We start from the raw sequence: 22,863 nt of genomic DNA on the forward strand, positions 1-22,863 counted from the left end.
GTCAAGGCCCGAGATGCGTGGACGCTGCCGTCAATGCCCGAGCATGCCTGCCAGCCGCTGGCGTATCAGGGCATCGGCCTCGGCCATGATGCGGTCGATGAGTTCCTTGGCCGTGGGCACGTCGCGAATGAGGCCCGCCACCATGCCGCAGGACCAGGCGCCCGCATCCATGTCGCCCTCCTGCATGATGCGCGGGTAAACACCGGCCACTTCGTTGGCAATATCTTCGAATTTCAGCGCGGCGCCCAGTTCACGCTCCTTCTCCAGCAGCCTGTCGACTGCCGCATTGGCGAGGACGCGCTCGGTATTGCGGAGCGGGCGCATGACAAGCCGCGTGTCCAGTTCGCTTGCAGCCACGATCGCCTGCTTGACGTTCTCATGCACCGGCGCTTCCCTGGTGGCGATGAAGCGCGTGCCCATGTTCATGCCTTCCGCGCCCAGCGCAAGCGCAGCCACCAGCGAGCGGCCGTCCGCCATGCCACCGGAGGCAACGAAGGGAATGGACAGTTCTTCGGCGGCGCGCGGCAGGAGAATGAAGTTGGGCACGTCGTCTTCGCCCGGATGGCCGCCGCATTCGAAGCCGTCGACGCTCACCGCGTCGCAGCCGATCGATTCGGCCTTCAGCGCATGGCGCACCGCGGTGCATTTGTGGATGACCTTGACGCCGGCTTCCTTCAACGACGGCAGCCATTTCTGCGGATTGTTTCCCGCGGTCTCGACGACCTTCACCCCGCCGTCGATGATGGCCTTGATATAGCCGGGATAGTCGGGCGGCGTAACAGCCGGGAGAAACGTCAGGTTCACGCCGAAAGGCTTGTCCGTCATCTCCCTGCATCGGCGTATTTCCTCGGCAAGCGCGGCCGGGGTGCGCTGCGTCAGGGCGGTGATGATGCCGAGGCCGCCGGCGTTGGAGACGGCGGCGGCAAGCTGCGCATAGCCGACATGGTGCATGCCGCCCTGGATGATCGGGTGCTGTATGCCGAACAGTTCTGTAATTCTTGTCTTCATAGGTCCTCTTCAGATAACTGCGTTCATGCGTTTGCATGGGTAGGTTGATCCTGGCGATACCTTGTGTCTCTTCCATCAATACACGGCAATGTACAAATGATAGCCAGTTTCGAGGCGGCCGGCTTTTGGCCGGGGATTTCGCTGAACCGCGGCAGGGATGCGGCGCTCGGTCCTCGTTGTTTGTCATGCTGGGGTAATGCCGGATATCGCGTGCATGCGCATGCCAGGAACCTGAAACGTCGGAGTCACCTGCTTATAGCCTTGAATTCTTGTTCGAGCATCGTCCGCGTTTTACTGCCACCATCAAAGGCAATGAAGATTGGCATGACACCGCGCGGCATGAACTTGGCCGATCGATGCGAGGCCGCGTCTTGACACATGTGCAATGCGGCAGTGCAGTTAAGCCTCGCCTAATGTGATTTGGATATAGTGATTCCCACGCGCACGTTAGAGTCCTTCCGTTCGTTTCACTTCGCGGGAAGGGAGCGCTTGCGCACATGGTCTGAGCAAGGCAAGTGCGCAGATTTTTTTTGCAGCGCCGGGTGCATGTGTATTTCGCTCCCTCTCCCGCAGGCGGGAGAGGGCTGGGGTGAGGGCGGTTGTGACGAAGAGCGGTCTTGCACGCCCCCTCATCCCCGACCCTTCTCCCGCCTACGGGAGAAGGGTGAAAAACACCACGCGTCAAACAACTTTTGCTGCCGCGCCTAGTTACATGGCTGCCATTTGAATGCTTTGTTTAAAGGCCGTGGATTCTGATCATTATGTTCATGCGGCGATGATTTATTGATAAGTCACTGTACGTTGCGTACGCATTCGCAGGTGCATGCTTCTGTCTTTCCTTGCATGCATTGAACGAAGAATTCGTTTTGAATGTATAAACCCGGCAGCCCAGCTTCGTAGCCGCGTCCAGAAACCGGAGTTACCGCAGCTTACGGCCCTTTGTTCTCTTTTGACTGTTCTACATGCCAAAACCCACTGTTTCCCTCATTGCCCGTGCCGTCGTTTCCGGCACCATCCTGGCGGCAGCCCTGCCTGCCTTGTCCCAAACCGTTCCGGCACCGGTTGCCGCCGCAAGAAGCTGGACTGTCCTCGACGCCAATACCGGCAAGACCCTGGCGTCGCAGGAGGCAGGCCTGCGCATCATTCCCGCCTCCCTGACCAAGGTGATGACCGCCTACCTGGTGTTCGAGGCGGTGCGCGACGAACGCCTGCAGTGGAAGCAGATGGTCAATGTTTCGCTCAATGCCTACCGCGTTGACAAATCGTCTTCCAAGATGTTCATCGACCCGAAGGTGCCGGTGTCGATCCAGGACCTCACCTATGGCCTGATCATCCAGTCCGGCAACGATGCGGCGGTTCAGCTGGCCGAGGAGATTGCCGGCAGCGAGGAAACCTTCGCGGCGATGATGAACAAGAAGGCGCTGGAACTCGGCATGAAGGGCAGCCACTTCATGAACGCGTCCGGCCTGCCCCATCCGGAGCACTACTCGACAGCGGAAGACCTGGCGATATTGGCAGCGCGCCTGATCCGCGACTTCCCCGAAGAGTACAAGATCTATTCGATCAAGGAATTCACTTACAACAATATCAAGCAGGGCAACCGCAACCTGCTGCTGTACCGCGATCCGACCGTCGACGGCATGAAGACCGGCTATGTGAACGGCTCCGGCTACAACCTGATTGCATCGGCCAAGCGCAACGGCGACCAGCGCATCATTACCGTGGTGACCGGCACCGCGTCGGCGCGGGTCCGCGCCGACGAAAGCATGAAGCTGCTCGGATGGGCCTACTCCAACTTCGAGAGCGTCAAGCTTGCCGCCGCCGGCCAGCAGCTGGCGACGCCGACGGTATGGAAGGGCACCCAGAAATCCTTCAAGGCCGGCTTCGGCGTCGATCGCTTCGAAACCCTCGGCAAGGGCGCGGGCAGCAAGATCAAGACCGAGATGGTCGTGCAGGAGAAACTGGTGGCTCCGATCGCCAAGGGCGCGAAGGTGGGCACGGTGAAGGTGAGCTTCGACGGCAAGCCGTTGGCCGACCTGCCGCTGGTTGCGCTGGAAGACGTCAAGGAAGCCGGCTTCTTCGCGCGGCTTTGGGATTCGCTGATGATGCTGTTTGCCTGACTTGCGGCAGTTGCCGGCACGCCGCTATCGCCAGCCATGGCTTCCGTGTTCATGGGCGCATAATGCTTTCCATGAACACGGAGGTTGCATGACGGGGCGGCGACTCCAAAGGCGTGCGGCAGTCCGGTACCCGGACAGGAAATTGCGGCAGGACCCAGTTGCCCAATATAAGCACATTCGGCGCTGTTGGTGAGACCCTAGGCCAGCGATTACGTCATCGCCATGCATCCGCCTTCTGGCTCATGCACACTTCCAAATCGCGCCGCCAGCGACAGCATTGCATTCATTAGCTTGAAAAGATGGAAAATCTCCGAGCCGATGTTCTTCAATTGCTCATAGTCATCGCGAGCGTTCCAGCCATGGCATGGACCTGGACATTCCTGTGAGCCTGTTTTCTGAGTGAGATGGAATTTCATTAGCAAGCTTGCGCGTTGGGCGGCAGTCAGCGCGGTTGCTGCCCTGATGACCAGCGCGACATAAGCTTCCATCGCTGCCGATGCCGCCGAGTTGCTGTCCTGCCCGATCTGGCGCAGGACGAAATGAATATCGTTTGCTGCATCCATGATCTGTCCGACGCAACGCTGCATGGGTACGCAATAACGTTCCAGCAGCATGTCAAACTCTCGTAGGGCATCAGCATGAAGATTGCGCAAGGCCAGGCGCAATCCCATCGGCCGGTCCTGAGTTCTGCCGGCGAGAATATCGGCGTGCTGTTCGCCGGGAAGATGGACAAGCAACTCGCCGAACGCTCTGATCGCATCGGCATGGCCCCTCTGCAGCGCTATCTGCAGTCCCGGCACACCATCGGGTCTGGGCGCTGCCAGCACCCCGGCCCGCTGCTCTGCCGGTACGGCGTGAAGCAGCTCGGCAAATGCGCGCACGGCGTCGGCATTGCCTGTGCTCAGGGCGATATGTAACGCGGAAACCCCATCAGATCCATCAGATCTTCGTGCTTCGAGCAGTTCGAGATGCCGCGCCGCTATGCCTTGCTCAAGCAGGCGCGATGTATCGCCTGCATTGCACGGCGTGACGGCATCATGAGGATGGGCCGGCTTTGCGGGTTGATGCCCATGTGAAGAAGATGGTTCTGGTCCGTCCGGGAAAATCTGATGAAACATGCATTTCCTTTACTCGATGTGACTTCTGAAGGCTTCAGGCTTGCCGCCGAGGCCGGCCCCATGGTGTTTCGCGACTGCATGAGTGGTATCGGAAAACGTATGGTTCCATCGAGATGAAGAAAAATTCGCCCTATATAAGTACGGGCTCGTCCATGCCGCGGGCATGGACGACAGCGGCAGGCGGCCTTGAACGGTCCTCGGCCTCAGGAAGCTTTCACCGGGGCGCTGGCTGCTGCCGGTTGCTCCTCCTGTGCCGATTCGCGGCGCGGGCGCGTTGCGGCCCGCCTGCCGCCCGATACGGCTCGGTCCGCGTCTGCCGAAGATTTCTTGCGCGGCACTCGCGATGGCTTGATTGGCTCATCGGAACCCGCAGGCGGCGGTGGAGTGAACGATGGACTTTCATCGCCGGCTGTTGATGCCGCACTGTCAGCAGACTCTGCGGAAGTCACGGGAATAGCGTCGGCCGCTGGCTCGAGATACGGCTCGCGGCGAAGAGGCAAGCCTGGCTCTGCCGCTACTGCAGCGTGCCGCGACGGGGCAGCGGGGCCCTCGGCCGGGATGGATGGCGATGTTCTCCTCGCAGATTTCAGCGTCTTTGCCTGCGGCTTGCCGGCGGCAGGTTCCGCCAGGCCGACCGATGCGAGCGCAGACATTTTCATCTCCAGCTGGTTGTGCTTTTCGAGGGCGGCCGAATGCCGCAGCCGCCAGGCGTTCGAATCCAGTACGTCATGGCTCCTTGTATCCTGCGATGTGTTTCGGAACCACTCGGAGGGATTCATCTTGTAGTCATTGAAGGTGTTTTTCCAGAACGGCGTATGAAGATTCGTCGTGCGGCCTTGCCGATCGGGCGTGTAGGCGGCCACGGCGCGGTCGTATGCCTGCTGAAGATGCGCGCGCGTCGCTTCATCGATATCGGACGCCATGCGCCTGGCTGAACGGAATTCCTTTTCCACCAGACGTACCGCGAAGTCGCTCGTCGACAGCACCTTCACGTTGAACACCCGGCCAACCCTGGCATTGGTGCAGATATCGCAGCTGGAAAGCGCATCGAGCAGGTGCGCGGCGAGATCGGCCCGGCGGCTCGGGCCCTTGTCCACTTTCGGCAGCAATTCTCCCAGCATGGCAATGGCCTTGCGCTGCGGATCGTGGGCAGCGTCCACCGAGTGCCCCATGTATCGGAGGTGATCCTTGATGAACGTGCGAAGCAGCAGATGCCGGTCTTCCGGCTTGAGATGTTTTATTCGGCGCGCAATGATCTCCAGTGCGGTTTTCTGCGCTGCATGCAAGGCAGCCTGGCCTTCCGTCTGTACATAGTCGCCCACCATCTCCTTGTCGCCCAGCGGGCGGCAGAACTTCTCCATCAGCTGGACAAGACACTCGCGCTGCGCTGCCGACGTGCCCTTCTCCAGAGTGGCCTTTGCATGCTGCATCCAATCCTTCATCTGCCGGGAATGGTATTCGGAGGCCGCCAGCTCCTTCTTGTCTTGCAGCCGCGGGTAGAGATTGTGCAAGGGCTGCGATTTGCGTTTGGGATCGACATGCTCGGGGGAGCCGTTTCCGAAGAACGGCGCCTGGGCAGGCTTGTTGTTGTCTTGCAAGCGTAGGGCTGCGCTGGAAGATGGGCTGTACATGATGAATGCGCTTTCAGACAGAATGATGAAATCAGGCTGGGCGCCTCCATCGGTCTTGGGGTATTGACCGCTGATTTGGCAACAAGCCTTCTCATCGGCCTTGGGTCGCCGACAGGCATGAGTGGAAAGCGCCTGACGATAGTTCCATCGGTCTGGAACTATTTTGAGAATGCGAGGTAATCTTCCGGATACCCTCGTCGGCGCGCAATCGGCGCAGGCGCAGAATTCGGCAGGCAGCTTGTCAGGATGCCGGCCATGGAAAGACAGAATGTCTGCGCTGCTTGCGGCATCGCAAGCGCTTGTGCGTCAGTGCTCGGCTGATCGCCGGTGCATGATGCGGCATGATTTGCCAGCACTGCTGCAGCCATGCGCCGCCTTCATCGGTGTGCGTTCTCGATTACTTGCGCAGCGTCACGAACTCTTCCGCAATCGTTGGATGAATTCCCACCGTTGCATCGAAATCCGCCTTGGTCAATCCCGCCTTCACCGCGATCGCAATACCCTGAATGATTTCCCCGGCATCCGCGCCCACCATGTGCGCGCCGACCACCTTGTCCGTTGCCGATTCGACGATCAGCTTGATCAGCACCTTTTCATCGCGGTGCGGCAGCGCCGCATGCATCGGGCGGAAACTGGCTTCGTACACATCGATCTCGGGGTACGTCGCACGTGCCTCGGCTTCCGTGACGCCCACCATGGCCACCGGCGGCTGGCTGAAGACCGCTGAGGGAACGTTGCTGTGGTCGGGATTGCGTTTCCGATTTCCGAATACCGTGTCCGCGAAGGCATGTCCTTCGCTGATCGCCACCGGCGTCAGGTTCAGGCGGTTGGTGACGTCGCCGACCGCATAGATATGGTCGACCGATGTCCTGGAACCGGCATCGACGATGATCGCTCCCTCGTCATCCACGGCGACACCGGCGGCCTCGAGGCCGAGGCCGGCCGTATTGCTGCGCCGGCCGGTTGCGGCCAGCACCGCGTCGGCATGCACCACTTCACCGCTCGATAAATGAACGGCGTATTCCGCGCCATGCCGGACTATTTCGGTGATCGTCGTGGAAACATGCAGGTCGATGCCCGACTTGCGCATTTCGGATGCGAGATGGTTTCTGACATCGTCGTCAAACCCTCTCAATATCTGCTCGCTGCGGTGTATCTGCGTTACCCTGGTGCCGAGTCCGTTGAAGATGCCGGCAAATTCACAGGCGATATAGCCGCCTCCGGCGATGACGATGCGCTTGGGTGCGGCAGCAAGGGTGAACACGTCGTTCGACGTCATCATGAACTCGGCGCCGGGTGTGTCCGGCTTGACGGGATAGGCGCCCGTGGCAATCAGGATGACCTTCGCGCTGTAGCGCTTGCCGTCGACGCTGACCGTATGCGGCCCGGCCACCTGGGCCCGTCCGATGATGGTTTTGACTTTCGCATTGGAGAGGAGACTGTGATAGATCGACTCCAGCCGGAAGACTTCCGCATCGACCGCCTTGATCAGCGTTCCCCAATCATGTTTCTCCGCCGCGACCTCCCATCCGTAGGCGGCTGCGTCCTCGAACTGCTGCCTGAACCGCGATGCATACATCAGCAGCTTCTTCGGCACGCAGCCGCGGATCACGCATGTGCCGCCAACCCTGCTTTCTTCGGCAACCGCAACCGATGCGCCATGGGAGGCCGCAATGCGTGCGGCGCGTACGCCGCCGGAACCGGCGCCGATCACGAAGAGGTCAAAGTCGTAGTCCATGGTGTATTCGAGGGAAATAATTCGCAGAATACTACGATCCCTGGCCCTCTTCATTTCGCCGGCTGACTGTGCAGCGGGGCAACGCAGCTTCACGGTGCTGAAGGCGGCACTTGCGCTTGCTGCTGTTTTGCCTGCTCATGAACCGCAAGAGGCAGCGGCTTCCCGGGCGCGGCGCAACAGGCGCCGCTTCAGGCTTCGGCCGGCAAGTCCTGCTGGAGGAAGCGTTCGAACTTGTCGGCCGGCAGCGGCTTGCTGAAGTAATAGCCCTGTACCTGGTCGCACTTGTTTTCCTTCAGGTAGTTGAGCTGCTCCACGGTTTCCACCCCTTCGGCGATGACCTGCAGCCGCAGGTTGTGCGCAAGCGAGATGACCGACATCACGATCATCGCATTGTCCGGGTCGGTGGTGAGGTCGCGCACGAAGGACTGGTCGACCTTGAGCACGTCGATCGGAAACTGTTTCAGGTAGGACAGGCTGGAGAAGCCGGTCCCGAAGTCGTCGATCGACAGGTGGACGTCGATATTCTTCAATTCATGCAGCGTGCGTATCGCATGCTGCACATCCACCATCACCGTGCTTTCGGTGATTTCCAGTTCCAGGTTGCTCGGGTCGAGCCCGCTTTCGGCCAATGTGCTCTGCACCGTGCGCACCAGGTTGGGCTGGCTGAACTGCCGCGCCGAGAGGTTGATCGCAATGCGCAGCCGGCCCAGCCCGGCCTGTTCCCACTTCCTTGCCTGGGTGCAGGCCGTGCGCAGGACCCATTCGCCGATGGCGCCGATGAGCCCGGTCTCTTCCGCCAGCGACACGAATTCCGACGGCGGAATCAGGCCGAGTTCCGGATGCTGCCAGCGGATCAGCGTCTCCGCGCCGACCACACGCCCGGTCGTCACATCCACCTGCGGCTGGTAATACAGCGTCAGCTCCTGCCGTTCCAGCGCGCGCCGCAGGTCGCCTTCCAGACGCAGGCGCTTGGCGGCGCGTTCATGCATGCGCGGCGCATAGAACTGGAAGTTGTTGCGTCCCTTTTCCTTGGCGCTGTACATCGCGATGTCGGCATGCGTGAGCAGGGTTTCGAAATCCTGACCGTCGGTGGGATAGACCGCGATGCCGACGCTGCAGGTCGGGAAGAAATCCTTGCCATCCACCGGCACCGGGCGTGCCAGCGCCTGCATTACCCGCTGCACCACCTTGGCCGATTCGGCCACGTCTTCGGATTCGGGCAGCACCAGCACGAATTCGTCGCCGCCGTAGCGCGCCACGGTATCGGTATCGCGCACTGCGCGCTTGAGCCGGGTGGCGATGGTCTGCAGCACCAGGTCGCCGGCACGGTGGCCCATGCTGTCGTTGACGAACTTGAAGCGGTCCAGGTCCATGAAGGCCACGCACACCAGCTCGCCGTGGCGCGCCGCCATCGTCAGCGCCTGCGTCACGCGGTCGCGCAGCAGGTTGCGGTTGGCGATGCCCGTCAGCAGGTCGTAATTGGCCTGGAATTCCAGTTCGTCCTGATACTGCCGCATTTCGGTGATGTCGTACTGCGTGATGACGAAATGGCTGATCTCGCCCTGGTGAATGGCCACCGGGGCGACATACACGTCGCTCCAGAACTGCGAGCCGTCGCGCCGGAACTGCGACACGATGGCATGGGTTTCGATGCCCGCATGCAGCGCGGCCCGCAGGTCGGCCATGCCGGGCTGGTCATTGCCCTCGCGCGCCAGCAGCGTGAACGGCTTGCCGACGACGTCTTCGGAGCTGTAACCGGAGATCCGCTCGAACGCCGGATTGACATACTCGATGGAAAAATGCGGCCGGCGCGCCGAGACGATGATGATGGCATTGGCGCTGGCCTCGATCGCGCTCTGGCGCAGCTGCAGGTCTTCGCTGGCGAGCCGCAGTTCGGCGGTGCGCTGCTCGACCAGCTGCTCGATGTTTCTTTCCCGGCTGGCCGCCGCACGGCGGCTGTTGGCCGCGAACAGGGTGGCCAGCAGGCCGAAGGCCAGCATCAGCAGCGAACCGCGATGGCTGTAGATGAAGGTCGACGAATTGCCGGCCACCTGCACATGCCAGACGGTGCCGCCGACGTCGAAGGACTCCGTCACCAGCATCGGCGGCTCCAGCACCCGGCGCAGCAGGCCGGGCTGCGGTTCGTCAGCATCCTCCTCGGGCGCATGGTGCTGGAAGGCGAGATGCTTGTCTTCCGGTGTGACGGCGGTTGAAATGCTGATGTCGATGCCGGGCATGGAAAGCGCTTCCTTGCCGAGGATCTTGCTCACCAGGTTTTTCGAGTTGAAGACCGCCTGCGTTACGCCGAACATCGCGGCCCGCCGCTCCTGCGGCGTGCCCAGCGGCATGCCTTGCCGGTACAGCGGCATGATGACGAAGAAGGTGGGCTCCGGTGTGTTGGCGACGAGAAGCTGCAGGATGCCCGTTGCCGAAGGCCTGCCGCTTTCCACCGCCCGCCAGGTGGCGTCTGCGCGCTGCGGATTGAACAGGGCATCGTTGCCGACGCGCGCTTCATTGCTGGCCTGCGGCGCGATATAAATCGTGGGCAGGTACATTTCGCGCGGGCCGGCAGGACCGAAACCGCGTTCCATCGGCTCGCTGATGCGGAAGTCCGGGTAAACGCGCCGCATTGCCGATTCAAAACGCCTGCGCTCCGCAGCAGTGACGAAACGGTGATAGGTGAAGGCTTCGATATACGGCTGACGCTGCAGCAGAGGCAGCGTGAAGGTCTGGAATTCGTCGCGCGTGACTTCGCCTACCGCGGCAAACAGTTGATTGACTGCCTGCAGACTGGCAATGGCATCGCCGACTCCTTGCTGCACGTCGGCAATATAACTTTCCGCTCGCCTTCTGAAATCCAGATTCGCCTTGTCGCTTTCCAGCTCGAAGGTGAAAAAGAACAGCGCGATCGTTGTCATGAGACCAAGGACAAACGTGGCTGCTGCGACCAGGCCCGGCGAGCGCATGCGGTTTCGATGCGACATGAATGCTGCGTTTTCCTTGCAATGCTCCCTGAAGCGGTGCTTGTATTTTTATCATCATAACGGCTGCACCCTCATGTCGGTGCACCGACGCGACATGACATGGAGGTTGCGCAACAAGTGTTGCGTCATCTCCAACCCATCATTGCTCCAGTGAAAGATGTTGCGGATCAGGTCATGACATCGAGGAACAGCTGGCGGCACACTTGCGGCAGGCTTCGGCGCAGCGGGCCATTTCGCCGTCGGGGTCGGCGTGCTCCTCGCAAAGGACAGCGCAGGCGGTGCAGATTTCGGCGCATTCCTTGGCGAGATGCGTATGGTGCGGCGAACGCCGCGTCATGAAATCGGCATGCACCAGGCAGATCTGCGCGCAGTCGAGCAGGGCGACCAGATGCTTCGCTTCGCTGTGCACATGTCCGCCGTGCAGCACATGGGCTGCGGTTTCCGTGCAAAGACGATGACATGCCAGACAGTTGTCCAGGCATTGCTGCATTTCAGGGCTCATTGCTTGCGGCATGTTGATTCTCCTTATCGATATCGCATCTCTGTTTTGCATTCATGCCCGACATTGTTCAATCGCCAATGCCGGAGCATGAATGAGTTGACAAATCGATAGGTACTTTTTGCCGCAAAAGGTTCAGCCGGTTTGCGGCTGCATGGCGGAGCCGCTCATGAACCGTAGGCATGCAGCAGGAACTGCTGCAGCGCTTCGGCCGGCGTGCTCAGCGTCACGCCCTGCCGCCACAGCACGCCGGCCTCCATGTGCGGAACCACATCGAGGATAGGCCGCGCCTCGATGCGCTTTCCTTCCAGCGACCACGGGCGAAACACCATGTCCGACAGGACGGTCACGCCGAAGCCGTGCGCCACCAGTCCGCGCACCGCCTCGATCGAACTGGTGCGGAAGACGATGTTCGGCTTCAGGCGCTTGGCTTTCCAGTAAGCGAAGGTAGAGGCTTCAGCCTCGTCGGCCGTCACCAGAATATAGGGATGCTGGGCAATGTCCTTCAGCGAGGGCGATGCGAGCTGGGCCAGCGGATGCTCGGGCGCCATCCACAATTGCCGCCGTGAACGCACCAGGATCGCATGGCCGAAGCGGTTGAGCCTGGGCACGTTGGACAGGATCGCCACGCCGAGTTCCACTTCGCCCCGGCTCACGGCGTCCTCGATGCCAGGCCTGTCCATGTCGCGCAGATCGATCTCCACATCCGGATAGCTTGCGCGAAAGCGCGCCAGCAGCTCGGGCAAAAAATAGCCGAGCACCGTGTACGATGCCGCCACGCTGACCGTGCCGCGCAGGTTGCTGGCCCGGAAGCGCGGTTTGTGCATTGCATCACGCACCGAGTCGAGGATATGGCGCGCATGATGAAAGAAGTCCTCGCCTTCCGCCGTCAGGGCCACGCCCTGCGGCAGGCGGTCGAACAGGCGCACGCCGAGTTCCTGTTCCAGTGCCAGGACGGCATTCGTGATGGCCGACTGCGAGACGTGCTCGTTGCTTGCCGCCATCGAGAATTGGCCGGTGCGCGCCGCCGCGACGAAATAGCGGAGCTGCCTGAGTGTGACGTTTTCAGCCATGCGATTTTCGGATATCAGAGTTGAGTATTTGTGATTTTACGATAGCTTGGGTGCTGTCTATACTCAATCTACAGCCCCAAAAAGGATGGAGACCTTCGCGATGAACGCACCCCTGACATCGGATCAGCGCACGCTGCTCGACAATATTTCCCTGGACGACAAATTCACGCTGGAGCGCGGACGCGCCTTCATCACCGGCACGCAGGCCCTGATCCGCCTGCCCATGATGCAGCGCCAGCGCGACGTCGCCGCCGGCCTGAACACCGCCGGCTACATCACCGGCTACCGCGGCTCGCCGCTGGGCAATGTCGACATGACCGCCATGAAGGCGAAGAAATATCTTGAGCAGCATCATGTCCAGTTTCATCCGGGAATGAACGAAGACCTGGCAGCCACCGCAGTCTGGGGCACGCAGCAGGTCAATCTTTTCCCCGACGCCAAGTACGACGGCGTGTTCTCGATGTGGTACGGCAAGGGTCCGGGCGTGGACCGCTGCGGCGACGTCTTCAAGCATGCGAACATGGCCGGCACCGACAAGCACGGCGGCGTGCTGGTACTGGCCGGCGACGACCATGCGGCCAAGTCCTCCACCACCGCGCACCAGAGCGAGCACATACTCAAGGCCTGCGGCATTCCGGTGCTGTATCCGTCTTCAGTCCAGGAATATCTCGATTACGGCCTGCACGGCTGGGCGCTGTCGCGTTATACCGGCCTGTGGGTGTCGATGAAATGCGTGACCGACGTCGTCGAGTCGGGTGCCTCGGTCGATCTGTCGCCGGAGCGCGTCAACATCATCATCCCCGAAGATTTCGAGCTGCCGCCCGGCGGCCTCAACATCCGCTATCCCGATGCCGTGCTCGACCAGGAAGCGCGGATGAACAACTACAAGTGGTATGCGGCGCTGGCCTATGTGCGCGCCAACAAGCTCAACCAGATCATCTGGGACAGCCCGCGTGCCCGCATCGGCATCATTACCGCCGGCAAGTCCTATCTCGACACTCGCCAGGCGCTGGACGACCTCGGCATCGATGAAGACGTCGCCCGCGAGATCGGCATCCGCCTCTACAAGATCGGCATGACCTGGCCGCTCGAAGCCGAAGGCGTACGCCACTTCGCGCAGGGCCTGGAAGAAATCATCGTGGTCGAGGAAAAGCGGCAGATCCTCGAATACCAGCTCAAGGAAGAACTCTACAACTGGCGCGACGACGTGCGCCCGCGCGTCGTCGGCAAGTTCGACGACACCAGCGAGTGGAGCGGCAACCACCGCGAAGGCCACGGCAACTGGCTGCTGCCGGCAACCTATGAACTCAATCCGGCGCAGATCGCGCGCGCCATCGCCGCCCGCATCTCGAAGTATTTCGCAGGCCATCCGATCGAGCAGCGCGTCAAGGAACGCATCGCCTATCTGGAAGCCAAGGAAGCGGTGCTCAAGGTCGGCAGCGGCAAGCCCGATCCGAACAAGGACCGCATTCCGCATTTCTGCTCCGGCTGCCCGCACAACACCTCCACCAAGGTGCCGGAAGGCAGCCGCGCGCTGGCCGGCATCGGCTGCCATTACATGGTGCTGTGGATGGACCGCCAGACCTCGACCTTCACCCACATGGGCGCCGAAGGCGTGACCTGGGTCGGCCATGCTCCGTTCACCAGCGAGAAGCATGTCTTCGCCAACCTCGGCGACGGCACTTACTTCCATTCGGGCCTGCTGGCCATCCGCGCCGCGGTATCGGCCAAGGTCAACATGACCTACAAGATCCTGTTCAATGACGCGGTGGCGATGACCGGCGGCCAAACCTTCGACGGTCCGCTCGATCCGGCCACCATCTCGCGCCAGATCGCGGCCGAAGGCGTGAACCCAATCATCGTCGTCACCGACGAGCCGGAAAAATACCCGGCCGGCATCAACTGGGCGCCGGGCGTGACCATCCGCCACCGCGACGAGCTCGATGCGGTGCAGAAGGAGCTGCGCGAGGTCAAGGGCGTTTCCGCCATGATCTACGACCAGACCTGCGCCTCGGAAAAACGCCGTCGCCGGAAAAAAATCGGCAAGGACGGCAAGCCCGGCTATCCCGATCCGGCCAAGCGCGCCGTCATCAACGAAGCCGTGTGCGAAGGCTGCGGCGACTGCAGCGTGCAGTCGAACTGCCTGTCGGTGGAACCGCTGGAAACCGAATTCGGCCGCAAGCGCCAGATCAACCAGTCGTCGTGCAACAAGGACTTCTCCTGCGTCAAGGGTTTCTGCCCGAGTTTCGTCACCGTCGAAGGCGGCCAGTTGAAGAAACCGAAGAAAGCCGCCGTCGCCCAGGATGCGGGTGCGAAGAAGCTCCCCATCCTCGACGGCAGCAACCTGCCGCAGCCGGCCCTGCCCACGACGGCCGAACCCTTCGGCATTCTCGTCACCGGCATCGGCGGTACCGGCGTCGTGACCGTCGGCCAGATCCTGGCGATGGCGGCGCACGTCGAAGGCAAGGGCTGTTCGGTGCTCGACATGAGCGGCCTCGCGCAGAAGGGCGGACCGGTGATGTCGCATGTGCGCCTGGCCGACAGCCCGGACAAGATTCACTCCACCCGCGTCGGCACCGGCGCGGCCGACCTCGTCATCGGCTGTGACGTCATCGTCACCGGCAGCCGCGATGCGCTGTCGCGCATGGGCGAGGGCCGCACGCATGCGGCGGTGAATGCGACCGGCAGCCCGACCGCGGCCTTCGTCAAGAACCCCGACTGGAAATTCCCGGGACAGGCGGTTGAGAACGACATCCGCAACGCCTGCGGCAGCGACCACGTCGATTTCGTCGATGCGGGCAAGGTGGCCACGGCATTGATGGGCGACAGCATCGCCACCAACATGTTCATGCTCGGCTATGTCTGGCAGAAGGGCTGGGTACCGCTGTCGGAAGCCGCCGTGATGCGGGCGATCGAACTCAACGGCGTGTCGGTGGAATTCAACAAGCAGGCCTTCGTCTGGGGCCGCAATGCGGCGCACGACTGGGCTGCGGTGGCACGCTTGGCCAAGGTCAACGATACGGCGGCGCAGGTGATCGAATTCAAGCGCTCGCCTTCGCTGGATGATGTCATCGCCACCCGCGTCGATTACCTGACCAAGTACCAGAACGCCGCCTATGCGCAGCAGTACCGCGACTTCGTCGAACAGGTGCGCTCGGCGGAGCGCAATGCCGTCGGCGAGAAATCACACAAGCTGACCACTGCGGTCGCGCATTATCTCTACAAGCTCATGGCCTACAAGGATGAGTATGAAGTCGCGCGCCTGCACGCGGACACCGCGTTCAAGGCCAAGATCGAAGGCATGTTCGAAGGCGACTACAAGATCAAGTTCCACCTCGCGCCGCCGCTGCTGGCCAAGCGCGATGCGGAAGGCCATCTGGTCAAGAAGGAATTCGGCCCGTGGATGATGAAGGCCTTCGGCATGCTCGCCAAGCTGAAGGTCCTGCGCGGCACCGCTCTCGATGTGTTCGGCTATACCGAGGAGCGCAAGACCGAGCGCGCATTGATCGGCCAGTACAGGCAGACGGTGGCGGCATTGCTGCCCAGGCTGACAGCGGACAATGTGGCAACCGCCGCCGCGATCGCCAGCATTCCGGACGCCATCCGCGGCTACGGGCATGTCAAGGAGCGGCACCTGAAGGCGGCGCGCGAGAAGGAAGCCGCGCTGCTCAAGGAGTTCGACGCGCCGGCGGCAAAAGGAACGACGACCGCGCACGCGGCGTGATGTAGTGCGGCAGGGGCATGAGCTTGATTCATGCAAGCTTGTGCTTCCTGCCGACATCATTATCGGGTGACGAGCAAAGACAGCTGTGTGGACGCTCGTAGCTGCCTCCGTATCTCGTCTATCTTTGACGCCAGGCGAAAGCCCGGGTGTCTTCGTTCTACTTCCTTCCTTGCAATCATCACCTCCTCATATACTTTCTCTGGATCATTTCCGATTTAAGGGAGACTGTCTCCTTTTTTCTTAGGTTTTTCATGCGGGAATAATCGGCAACACTGTGCCATCGAATTCATTCAATGACTATTCATGGAGGTGCCGATGGACGTGCAAATACTTGCCAAGGAATATTGCTTCACCCCCTTCCTCCAGGAATATCTGGAACGCAGCGTGCGTTCCGCCTTCACTTCCACGCATGGCCATGTCAGGCAGGTGTCGGTGCAACTGAGTGAAATCAGCGCCGAGCGCGGCGGCCGGGAAAACCTGTGTGAAGTCAGCGTCACCTTGCCCGATCGCCCGACGGTAGTGATTCACGAAGTGCAGGAAAACATGTTCACCGCCATCGACTATGCGGTGCGCCGTGCCGCTTATCGAACGAAGCGAATGACGAAGCGCAAGAAGCGCGAGCCTGAAGGCATGCCATGCACGCCGGCATGTTGATGGAGATCCTGCTGACTCGAAAATTACAGCAGGCAGTTCTGCCGTGATCGCAGTCATCGTCACACGGGTAGTAGAGAATTTGCCGCATGCGCCGCTGCGTCCGGCCGCAAGTACAAGGAATCGACATGCAGAAAAAGAGCGCTTGGATGAATGCATCCGAGCTGTTGAAAAACCATCCGCAAATAGGACGCCTTTTCGGCAGTGGAAAGCCGCTGCTATGGATACCCCGGAGACGCTCGGTGGCGATCGGTGCGGCCATCGGTGCGGCGATCAGCGTGCTTCCCATACCGGCGCAGGCTTTGCTGGCTGCATTCGCAGCCATTCGCTTCAACGCCCATCTGCCTACCGCCGTGGTTCTGACGTTCATCGGCAATCCGTTCACCATGCTGCCGATCTTGGGCGCGGCATGGATGCTGGGTGCATTCTGCCTTGGCCATCCGCTGGCATGGCCGGATACTGCCGTCCTCTCGGCGGACATGGACTGGTCAGGCCTGCTGCATGACGCCGGAATGCCGCTGCTGCTGGGCGTGCCTTTGCTGGCGGTGCTGTCAGGCTTGCTGGCATTCGGGCTTACGGTGGCCGGGTGGAGAGGCGTTGTTCTGTATCGATGGCGGAAACGACGGATGGAACCGTCCTGAACCTAGGTAACATTCCGGCATCGACGGCGTTATCGGAGAACAGTCAGCTCGGCCTCCTGAAACCGTGGCAGATGGTGGAGGATGAGGAATGGGGCGATCCCGCTAGGCTGCATTCCGTGCACGCATTTACTGGCAACTGATTCAATATCCTTTCCGAGTCGGCGTTCGAAGACCGCCAGCCGATAAAATCGGAAGGCGATGGAACTCATGGCATTGAGTTGCCACTGATGCTGTTTCAACTGAGTGTTCAACCACTGTCAGAAACAGCATCGAGACAGGACAGAACTGGAGGCGAAGCGTCGTCTATCCATATGTCTTCAAGTTGATGCGGCTTCTGGTGGAAAGATCTGACTGAGCGACCGACTATGAAAATTCCATCCCTGTTCTGCTGCCATTCATCTGGACCTGCACCCTCCGAAGCGATATTTCTTCAAAATCTTAACCATCCTCAAACGGCGCCTGCTTCTGTGTCCGACAGGCGATCATCCTCGCTGAATGTACCGCAGGGCAGGACGGCAGTAGAGCTTAAGCTGCGTCAGTCCATAGGCGAGCAAGAAAACACGAAGGAATTGTCACAAGTTGCGGCCTTGAATTTGTTTACGCATAAGGTCCTTGAAAAATTTAGAGAGAAAGGAGGCACTGCCGAAGTGGAACGGTGGCTGAATCGATATACCGACACGCACCAAGAAAATGAACAGGCACACGACGAAATAAACAGAATTTATGAAAGTTGCGTAACGGTTGCTTACATTAGCTACAGTAGAGAGATCACACGTAAGCCCGTAAGGTGGAACTCGCGTGGGCTGGAAGCGTTCTTGAATGAATTGCAGCACATAGAGAAAGACAATGACAAGGTATTCTTCACGTCACAGCAGCCGACTGGATTCACACCAAGTCAATTACTGGATTCAAAGCCGGAAGAAGTTTTCCGTTGTGCTTTTTATGTTCATCCTGCTTCGGCGAGGGATGAGCGCCGGCCTCTCTATGATCGCCTCAACCGAATTCAATCAAGAATCAGCCTGAGCATTCAACCTGAACATGTCTCGAGCATTGCGAGGAAGCTTGCGACGGAATTCGGCAGCGAGTTTGATGACATACTCTCACGCTACAAGATACTGTCAGCAAGGGAACATGGCGGTACCCCAGATAACATCGTGATTTATCTTTCCAAGGCATCGCCCGAACGGGCAAAACAGTTTGCGGCGCATTTGAAAGCGACCACTCCACCGGAGACGTGGGAAACCTACTCGCCAATAGGCATGCATCAGTTCCTGCCGGGCATTGCCTACGCTGAATCGGCACCCGGTGCCTCCAGCAGTTTCGGTATGAGCCGAGCCAGGCTGGTGGCTCGTGCCGTCATCAAGCATCTTGTGGATAAGGTGGAACTTGGTGCAGCGCTGGAGGAGGCATTAACGGAAAATCACTATTCATTAAGAAATCCGGCGTTTGTTGAGCGAGAGGGGTTGAATGACCTCTTGCAAAGGTTATGAACAAAGCGGCACGATCCCGTATTCCTTAACGGATATCGCTGGCTACCCAACGAAGCGGACATCAGCGCTACAATTCAAACCGCTTTGGAAAGGTTTGATCGAAGAGCGTAAGGGGCAGAAAGTGAAACAGAAACAGCAATCGAAAGACTGGCTGGATTCCGGTTTGTCCAGGCACCGGAAGAATGACTTGATCGGCGCCGTGAACTGTTATCAGCAGGCGCTGAAGGTAAAACCGAACGCGCCCGATGCACAGCATTATCTCGGCCTGGCCATGTATCAGCTCGGGCAGCAGGCGATGGGACTGCACATGATGCGGCAATCCCTGTCCGCTCTGCCCGACGACGCCGGAATGCATCTGAACTACGTCAAGGCATTGCAGGCCGTGGATGCCCAATCGGCCCTGCAGCATCTGTGCGAACTGGCGGCACGCATGCCGGACGATCCCGATGTCGCCCTGTCATGCGCGGAAGCCTTGCGCGCCCAATCTCGCTTTGACGAGGCGGTGTCCGTGCTTGAACGTCTGCACACTCTTGCGCCGGCGTCTGCAAGGAGCCTGCATCTGCTTGCAATGCTTCACTACCAAGCCGATCGCCTGCCGGAGGCATTGCATAGCCATCGGCAGGCGGTGCAGCTCGATCCCGCGTTGGCCAGACAGTCCCGCATCGGTTACGCATTGCCTGCTGCGCAGGCCAGCAAGGCCAGGCTGATCTGCGCCGAGCGCGACCTGTACGTGATCGATGATTGCGTGGACGACGCAGCCGCCTACCGTACGCAAGCCCTGGCCTCGGATTTCAAACAGGCCCAGTACGCCGGACAAAACTATCCGGGGCTGCAGACCGACGGCATGGATTGCCAGCCCGTCATGGACCGGATTGCCGCCGCACTGGGCAGGCCGATCAAGGCCATCTCTCCGGATAACGGCGCCTGTCGCCTGAGCTTTGCAAACTCGACCGCACGTACCGATATCCATGTGGACAATGAGACGGAAGAAAGCAGGCGCTTCTATGCAGGCGTGCTGTATCTGAATCCGCCTGAACAATGGCAGGGTGGAACCAGCTTCTGGAAACACCTGCCGACCGGATGGGAGCGGCGCCCGTCGCAGGAAGAGCTGCAAGCGGCCGGCTATGCGAACTTCAAAGGTTTCCAGAAACGTTGGCTGCCGAATCACCGCGTCCTGCCCTTCGACGCGCTGAAGGAGCAGCGGGAGCAGAACGGCACATGGAAGGCCGTGCTCGAGGTGCCGATGCGGCAGAACCGCCTGATCATTTACCGCGGCGACTATTTTCATTCGATTACGGGCCTCTTCGGCACGACCCTCGGAGACGCCCGCCTGGTGCAGCTGTTTTTCTTCGAAACCCTCGGCGATACCGATGGTCAATCAATCATTGAAAAAACAGCAAAGTGAATCCGGCCGTCAGGCAACAAGGCGCATTGGCCTATACTTCGGTCATGGATGCGGCTGTCGTGACCGGCATGCAGTCATGCCGGCGGCGGTATCGGTGAAGGAATACACATAATGGCAATGGATTGGTTGAAGGTCTTGAAACACGTGCCCTGGACGGAAGTCATCGGCAATGCGCCGGGCGTGGCGGAAAATGCCCGCAAGCTTTGGGGCGCGGTAGCAAAAGCGCCTGCGTCCACGGTGCATCCGGAGCAGGACGTGCCTGCCGCCTCGCCTCAGGAAATCATCGCAGAACTCGATGCGCGCCTGAGCGCAGCCGAAGCCGGCGTGTCGGATCTGCACGGCCAGATGCGCACTTCGTCCGAACTGATCAAGGCGCTCGCCGAACAGAACGCGCAGCTCATCCAGCGCATCGAAGCCAATCGCAAGCGCTTGGTAACGCTGGCGGTGGCAGCCGGCGTGAGCGGCGCCGTCGCCGTCATTGCACTGGTGACGGCCATCGTGCGCACCGCGGGCTAAGCACTGCCTGCGCACTTTCCAACCGGGTTGTCTCAGCGCGCCTCGCGCAGCAGGCGCATGCCGACCAGCGTATAGCGCGTTCGCGTCGAATTCCAGTTGCGATAGGACGAGCGCGCGTAGAAGGACCAGGTATGCCAGGAGCCGCCGCGGCGCACCCTGACCGATCCGTCGGCCGGCCCCGGCGGATCTTCCGCAGGAGACTCGGCGTAGTAACGCTCGCCGTACCAGTCGGCGGTCCATTCCCAGGCATTGCCATGCATGTCATGCAGGCCGAAGGCGTTCGGGGGAAAGCTGCCGACCGGCGCGGTGAAGGCAAAGCCGTCGTGTCCATCGAGCGCATGCGGCTTCCATTTCGGCCAATGCACCGCAGCATCGAGATCGAAGACGTTGGCGACCTTCAGCAGCGTCCGCGGATCGTCGCCGCTGCTGTAGCGGGTCCTTGTGCCGGCGCGTGCAGCATACTCCCATTCCGCTTCGGTCGGCAGCCGGTAAGCGGCTCCTTCCGTCCTGCTCAGCCATGCGCACAACGCCACGGCGTCGTTCCAGGTCACATTCACCACCGGATGATCATCTCCCTGCGGAAAGCCTGGGTTGCGCCATGAATACCTGGGGTTCCGGCCTTCAAAGGCATCGCCTCGGGCGCTGCTCTCGGGATCGTAGCGCGGGTTGTAACCATAGCCGCCCGTGCCGTCGGCTTCCGATTCGGGAACATGGCCCGAGGCTTCGAGGAAGCGCCGGAACTGGCCCACCGTGACTTCATGTCTGCCGAGATAAAAGGCGCGGGTGATGCGAACCTTGTGGGCCGGATGCTCATCGGCAAGTTCGAGCAGGCGCTGGCGTTCATAGTGCGGATAGTCACGCGCCAGCGCCTCGGGCGATTCATCGCTGCCCATCGTGAATTCCCCGGCGGGCACCAGCATGAACTCCATGCCGAGGGAGTTGGTCAGCTTGGGCGCCACGGGCATCCATGAAGGCGCAGCATTGAACGGCTCGGCAAGGCAGGCCGAGGAGATGAACAGCAATGGCAGCATGATCTTGAGATGCATGGGCGCAGGCTTTCCAAAGGAAGCAACAAGCCTATGCTGGCATGCGCGAAGAGGGAGCGCAATGGCCGCGTATTTGCAGGGCAACACTGCGCCGTACAGGCTTTCTTGCATCGGATCAATCCACCGGTGCTCCGGCAGGGTAAGCTATGGCATCGGACCGATGAACGGCGCTGCGGGCGGCTCTTCCAGAACCGGATCGGTCAAGCGATCCGGCAGCTGCCGGCTGCGGTCCGCCGGCACTGACCATTCCCAACCAGCCAGACAAAAGCGGGCCTGTAATGAAGCTTGTACAAAAGCTCTTCTCCATCGGCTACGTCGTCACGGTGCTGTTCTTTCTCGTCTGCGGCCTCGTACTCCTGGCCTTCGCCGCCATCGAGATGTGGGCCGTTGTCGATCCGGCGGCCGACGTGCCGATGCGGGAACGCTTCGTTCAGGTGCTCGAATGCATCGGCCTGCTGACGATCGCCGTCGCAGCTTTCGAACTGGGGCAGACCATTCTCGAGGAAGAGGTGCAGCGCTCTGCCAGCATGAGCGCCCCGACGCGGGTGCGCCGCTTCATCTCGCGCTTTCTCGTCGTCGTTATCGTCTCGCTGTCGATTGAATGCCTGGTGGCGGTGTTCCAGCTGATTCATACCGCGCCCGAACTGCTGCCCCAGGCGGCATCGATCGGGGCGGCGGCCGGCGTGATGCTGGCTGCCTGGGGCTGGTTCGTCAGCCGCAACGTCGCCGCGGAAAACCTGGAACCGACGGCAATGCAGCAAGCCAAGGCGGAAGACCATAAGGTCGAGACCTGAAGCGCTGCGGCTTTGTCCTTTCATCGACTCGCAACTTGAACTGCCGCCGAAGCAATCTTGGCGCATAACAAAGCCTTGCGTATTCGCAAACCGCTTTTCCGCCTGTCACCTATTCTTTGCTTGTGACTCTTTTCCGACGGCAATCAGTGGGAGGCACAAAGGGCCTGCGCTTATGTGCGGGCCCTTTTCATTTCGCTGGGTATTAATAAACATGTGGCTCAGTTCCTTTACGATCAAAGGCTTAATGTGTTTCGTTGCGGCGCACAATAAAAATTACATAGACATCCCCGCCCGTTAGCGGTACTTTGTTGAAAGTGGATTATTGAGCGGCTATGCTGGGAGCAGGAGGTCTGCTGCCATGACTGCTCGTCGACCCTGTCCAGTTGCACCGGGCCCACTTGAGGACTATGCGGTACAGTTTGATT

Annotated in this window: 16 protein-coding genes; 8 read left to right on the forward strand and 8 right to left on the reverse strand. The window is 60.5% G+C overall.

What is annotated here, in order from left to right; genetic code table 11:
• Positions 1–30: 30 nt before the first annotated feature.
• Positions 31–1,008 (reverse strand): NAD(P)H-dependent flavin oxidoreductase, encoded by a 978-nt coding sequence (locus IGW03_RS08005; protein WP_194721999.1) that lies wholly within the window; start codon positions 1,006–1,008, stop codon positions 31–33.
• 962 nt (positions 1,009–1,970) lie between these two features.
• On the opposite strand from IGW03_RS08005, the gene IGW03_RS08010 reads away from it, so the two are divergent.
• A complete protein-coding gene (locus tag IGW03_RS08010; protein WP_194722000.1) occupies positions 1,971–3,128 on the forward strand; it encodes a D-alanyl-D-alanine carboxypeptidase family protein in 1,158 nt (385 codons plus the stop codon).
• Positions 3,129–3,337: 209 nt separating this feature from the next.
• On the opposite strand, the gene IGW03_RS08015 is transcribed toward IGW03_RS08010, so the two are convergent.
• From IGW03_RS08015 to IGW03_RS08040, 6 genes are all read right to left on the reverse strand, one after another.
• Complete coding sequence (locus IGW03_RS08015) at positions 3,338–4,246, reverse strand: hypothetical protein (RefSeq protein ID WP_194722001.1); 909 nt, start codon at positions 4,244–4,246, stop codon at positions 3,338–3,340.
• Between the two features lie 203 nt (positions 4,247–4,449).
• Positions 4,450–5,844 carry a hypothetical protein gene (locus tag IGW03_RS08020; protein WP_194722002.1) on the reverse strand — a complete coding sequence of 465 codons (1,395 nt, stop codon included), beginning with the start codon at positions 5,842–5,844 and terminating at the stop codon, positions 4,450–4,452.
• A 430-nt stretch (positions 5,845–6,274) separates the two neighbouring features.
• Positions 6,275–7,615 (reverse strand): glutathione-disulfide reductase, encoded by a 1,341-nt coding sequence (gor, locus tag IGW03_RS08025; RefSeq protein ID WP_194722003.1) that lies wholly within the window; start codon positions 7,613–7,615, stop codon positions 6,275–6,277.
• 188 nt (positions 7,616–7,803) lie between these two features.
• Entirely contained in the window at positions 7,804–10,599 is a 2,796-nt protein-coding gene (locus IGW03_RS08030) for a bifunctional diguanylate cyclase/phosphodiesterase (protein ID WP_228535197.1), read from the reverse strand.
• Positions 10,600–10,771: 172 nt separating this feature from the next.
• The gene (locus IGW03_RS08035; protein WP_194722004.1) at positions 10,772–11,113 is read right to left on the reverse strand and encodes a four-helix bundle copper-binding protein; all 342 of its coding nucleotides are present in this window, start codon (positions 11,111–11,113) and stop codon (positions 10,772–10,774) included.
• 152 nt (positions 11,114–11,265) lie between these two features.
• Positions 11,266–12,171, reverse strand: a complete 906-nt coding sequence (locus IGW03_RS08040) for a LysR family transcriptional regulator (protein ID WP_194722005.1) — start codon at positions 12,169–12,171, stop codon at positions 11,266–11,268.
• A 100-nt stretch (positions 12,172–12,271) separates the two neighbouring features.
• Between IGW03_RS08040 and IGW03_RS08045 the strand changes: the two genes are divergently transcribed.
• From IGW03_RS08045 to IGW03_RS08070, 6 genes are all read left to right on the forward strand, one after another.
• Positions 12,272–15,895 (forward strand): indolepyruvate ferredoxin oxidoreductase family protein, encoded by a 3,624-nt coding sequence (locus IGW03_RS08045; protein WP_194722006.1) that lies wholly within the window; start codon positions 12,272–12,274, stop codon positions 15,893–15,895.
• A gap of 315 nt (positions 15,896–16,210) precedes the next feature.
• Positions 16,211–16,549, forward strand: coding sequence for an HPF/RaiA family ribosome-associated protein (locus IGW03_RS08050; RefSeq protein WP_194722007.1), 339 nt, complete (start codon positions 16,211–16,213; stop codon positions 16,547–16,549).
• 125 nt (positions 16,550–16,674) lie between these two features.
• A complete protein-coding gene (locus IGW03_RS08055; RefSeq protein ID WP_194722008.1) occupies positions 16,675–17,187 on the forward strand; it encodes a DUF2062 domain-containing protein in 513 nt (170 codons plus the stop codon).
• 365 nt (positions 17,188–17,552) lie between these two features.
• Positions 17,553–18,677, forward strand: a complete 1,125-nt coding sequence (locus IGW03_RS08060) for a T3SS effector HopA1 family protein (protein ID WP_194722009.1) — start codon at positions 17,553–17,555, stop codon at positions 18,675–18,677.
• A 121-nt stretch (positions 18,678–18,798) separates the two neighbouring features.
• The gene (locus IGW03_RS08065; RefSeq protein WP_500048340.1) at positions 18,799–20,082 is read left to right on the forward strand and encodes a DUF6445 family protein; all 1,284 of its coding nucleotides are present in this window, start codon (positions 18,799–18,801) and stop codon (positions 20,080–20,082) included.
• Positions 20,083–20,193: 111 nt separating this feature from the next.
• On the forward strand, positions 20,194–20,598 hold the full coding sequence (locus IGW03_RS08070) for a hypothetical protein (protein WP_194722011.1): 405 nt from the start codon (positions 20,194–20,196) through the stop codon (positions 20,596–20,598).
• A 32-nt stretch (positions 20,599–20,630) separates the two neighbouring features.
• On the opposite strand, the gene IGW03_RS08075 is transcribed toward IGW03_RS08070, so the two are convergent.
• Positions 20,631–21,563: a formylglycine-generating enzyme family protein gene (locus IGW03_RS08075; protein WP_228535225.1), complete on the reverse strand. Its 933-nt coding sequence runs from the start codon at positions 21,561–21,563 to the stop codon at positions 20,631–20,633.
• 359 nt (positions 21,564–21,922) lie between these two features.
• On the opposite strand from IGW03_RS08075, the gene IGW03_RS08080 reads away from it, so the two are divergent.
• The gene (locus tag IGW03_RS08080; protein WP_194722012.1) at positions 21,923–22,438 is read left to right on the forward strand and encodes a hypothetical protein; all 516 of its coding nucleotides are present in this window, start codon (positions 21,923–21,925) and stop codon (positions 22,436–22,438) included.
• Positions 22,439–22,863 lie beyond the last annotated feature (425 nt).

It is taken from the genome of Noviherbaspirillum malthae, assembly GCF_015352985.1.
In the GTDB taxonomy this organism is placed as follows: domain Bacteria; phylum Pseudomonadota; class Gammaproteobacteria; order Burkholderiales; family Burkholderiaceae_D; genus Noviherbaspirillum; species Noviherbaspirillum malthae.

Excerpts from the sequence above, each read along its gene's own strand:
- IGW03_RS08005 (WP_194721999.1), bottom strand. The coding sequence starts at position 1,008 with ATGAAGACAAGAATTACAGAACTGTTCGGCATACAGCACCCGATCATC.
- IGW03_RS08010 (WP_194722000.1), top strand. The coding sequence starts at position 1,971 with ATGCCAAAACCCACTGTTTCCCTCATTGCCCGTGCCGTCGTTTCCGGC.
- IGW03_RS08015 (WP_194722001.1), bottom strand. The coding sequence starts at position 4,246 with ATGTTTCATCAGATTTTCCCGGACGGACCAGAACCATCTTCTTCACAT.
- gor (WP_194722003.1), bottom strand. The coding sequence starts at position 7,615 with ATGGACTACGACTTTGACCTCTTCGTGATCGGCGCCGGTTCCGGCGGC.
- IGW03_RS08030 (WP_228535197.1), bottom strand. The coding sequence starts at position 10,599 with ATGTCGCATCGAAACCGCATGCGCTCGCCGGGCCTGGTCGCAGCAGCC.
- IGW03_RS08035 (WP_194722004.1), bottom strand. The coding sequence starts at position 11,113 with ATGCCGCAAGCAATGAGCCCTGAAATGCAGCAATGCCTGGACAACTGT.
- IGW03_RS08040 (WP_194722005.1), bottom strand. The coding sequence starts at position 12,171 with ATGGCTGAAAACGTCACACTCAGGCAGCTCCGCTATTTCGTCGCGGCG.
- IGW03_RS08045 (WP_194722006.1), top strand. The coding sequence starts at position 12,272 with ATGAACGCACCCCTGACATCGGATCAGCGCACGCTGCTCGACAATATT.
- IGW03_RS08050 (WP_194722007.1), top strand. The coding sequence starts at position 16,211 with ATGGACGTGCAAATACTTGCCAAGGAATATTGCTTCACCCCCTTCCTC.
- IGW03_RS08055 (WP_194722008.1), top strand. The coding sequence starts at position 16,675 with ATGCAGAAAAAGAGCGCTTGGATGAATGCATCCGAGCTGTTGAAAAAC.
- IGW03_RS08060 (WP_194722009.1), top strand. The coding sequence starts at position 17,553 with ATGAAAATTCCATCCCTGTTCTGCTGCCATTCATCTGGACCTGCACCC.
- IGW03_RS08070 (WP_194722011.1), top strand. The coding sequence starts at position 20,194 with ATGGCAATGGATTGGTTGAAGGTCTTGAAACACGTGCCCTGGACGGAA.
- IGW03_RS08075 (WP_228535225.1), bottom strand. The coding sequence starts at position 21,563 with ATGCCCGTGGCGCCCAAGCTGACCAACTCCCTCGGCATGGAGTTCATG.
- IGW03_RS08080 (WP_194722012.1), top strand. The coding sequence starts at position 21,923 with ATGAAGCTTGTACAAAAGCTCTTCTCCATCGGCTACGTCGTCACGGTG.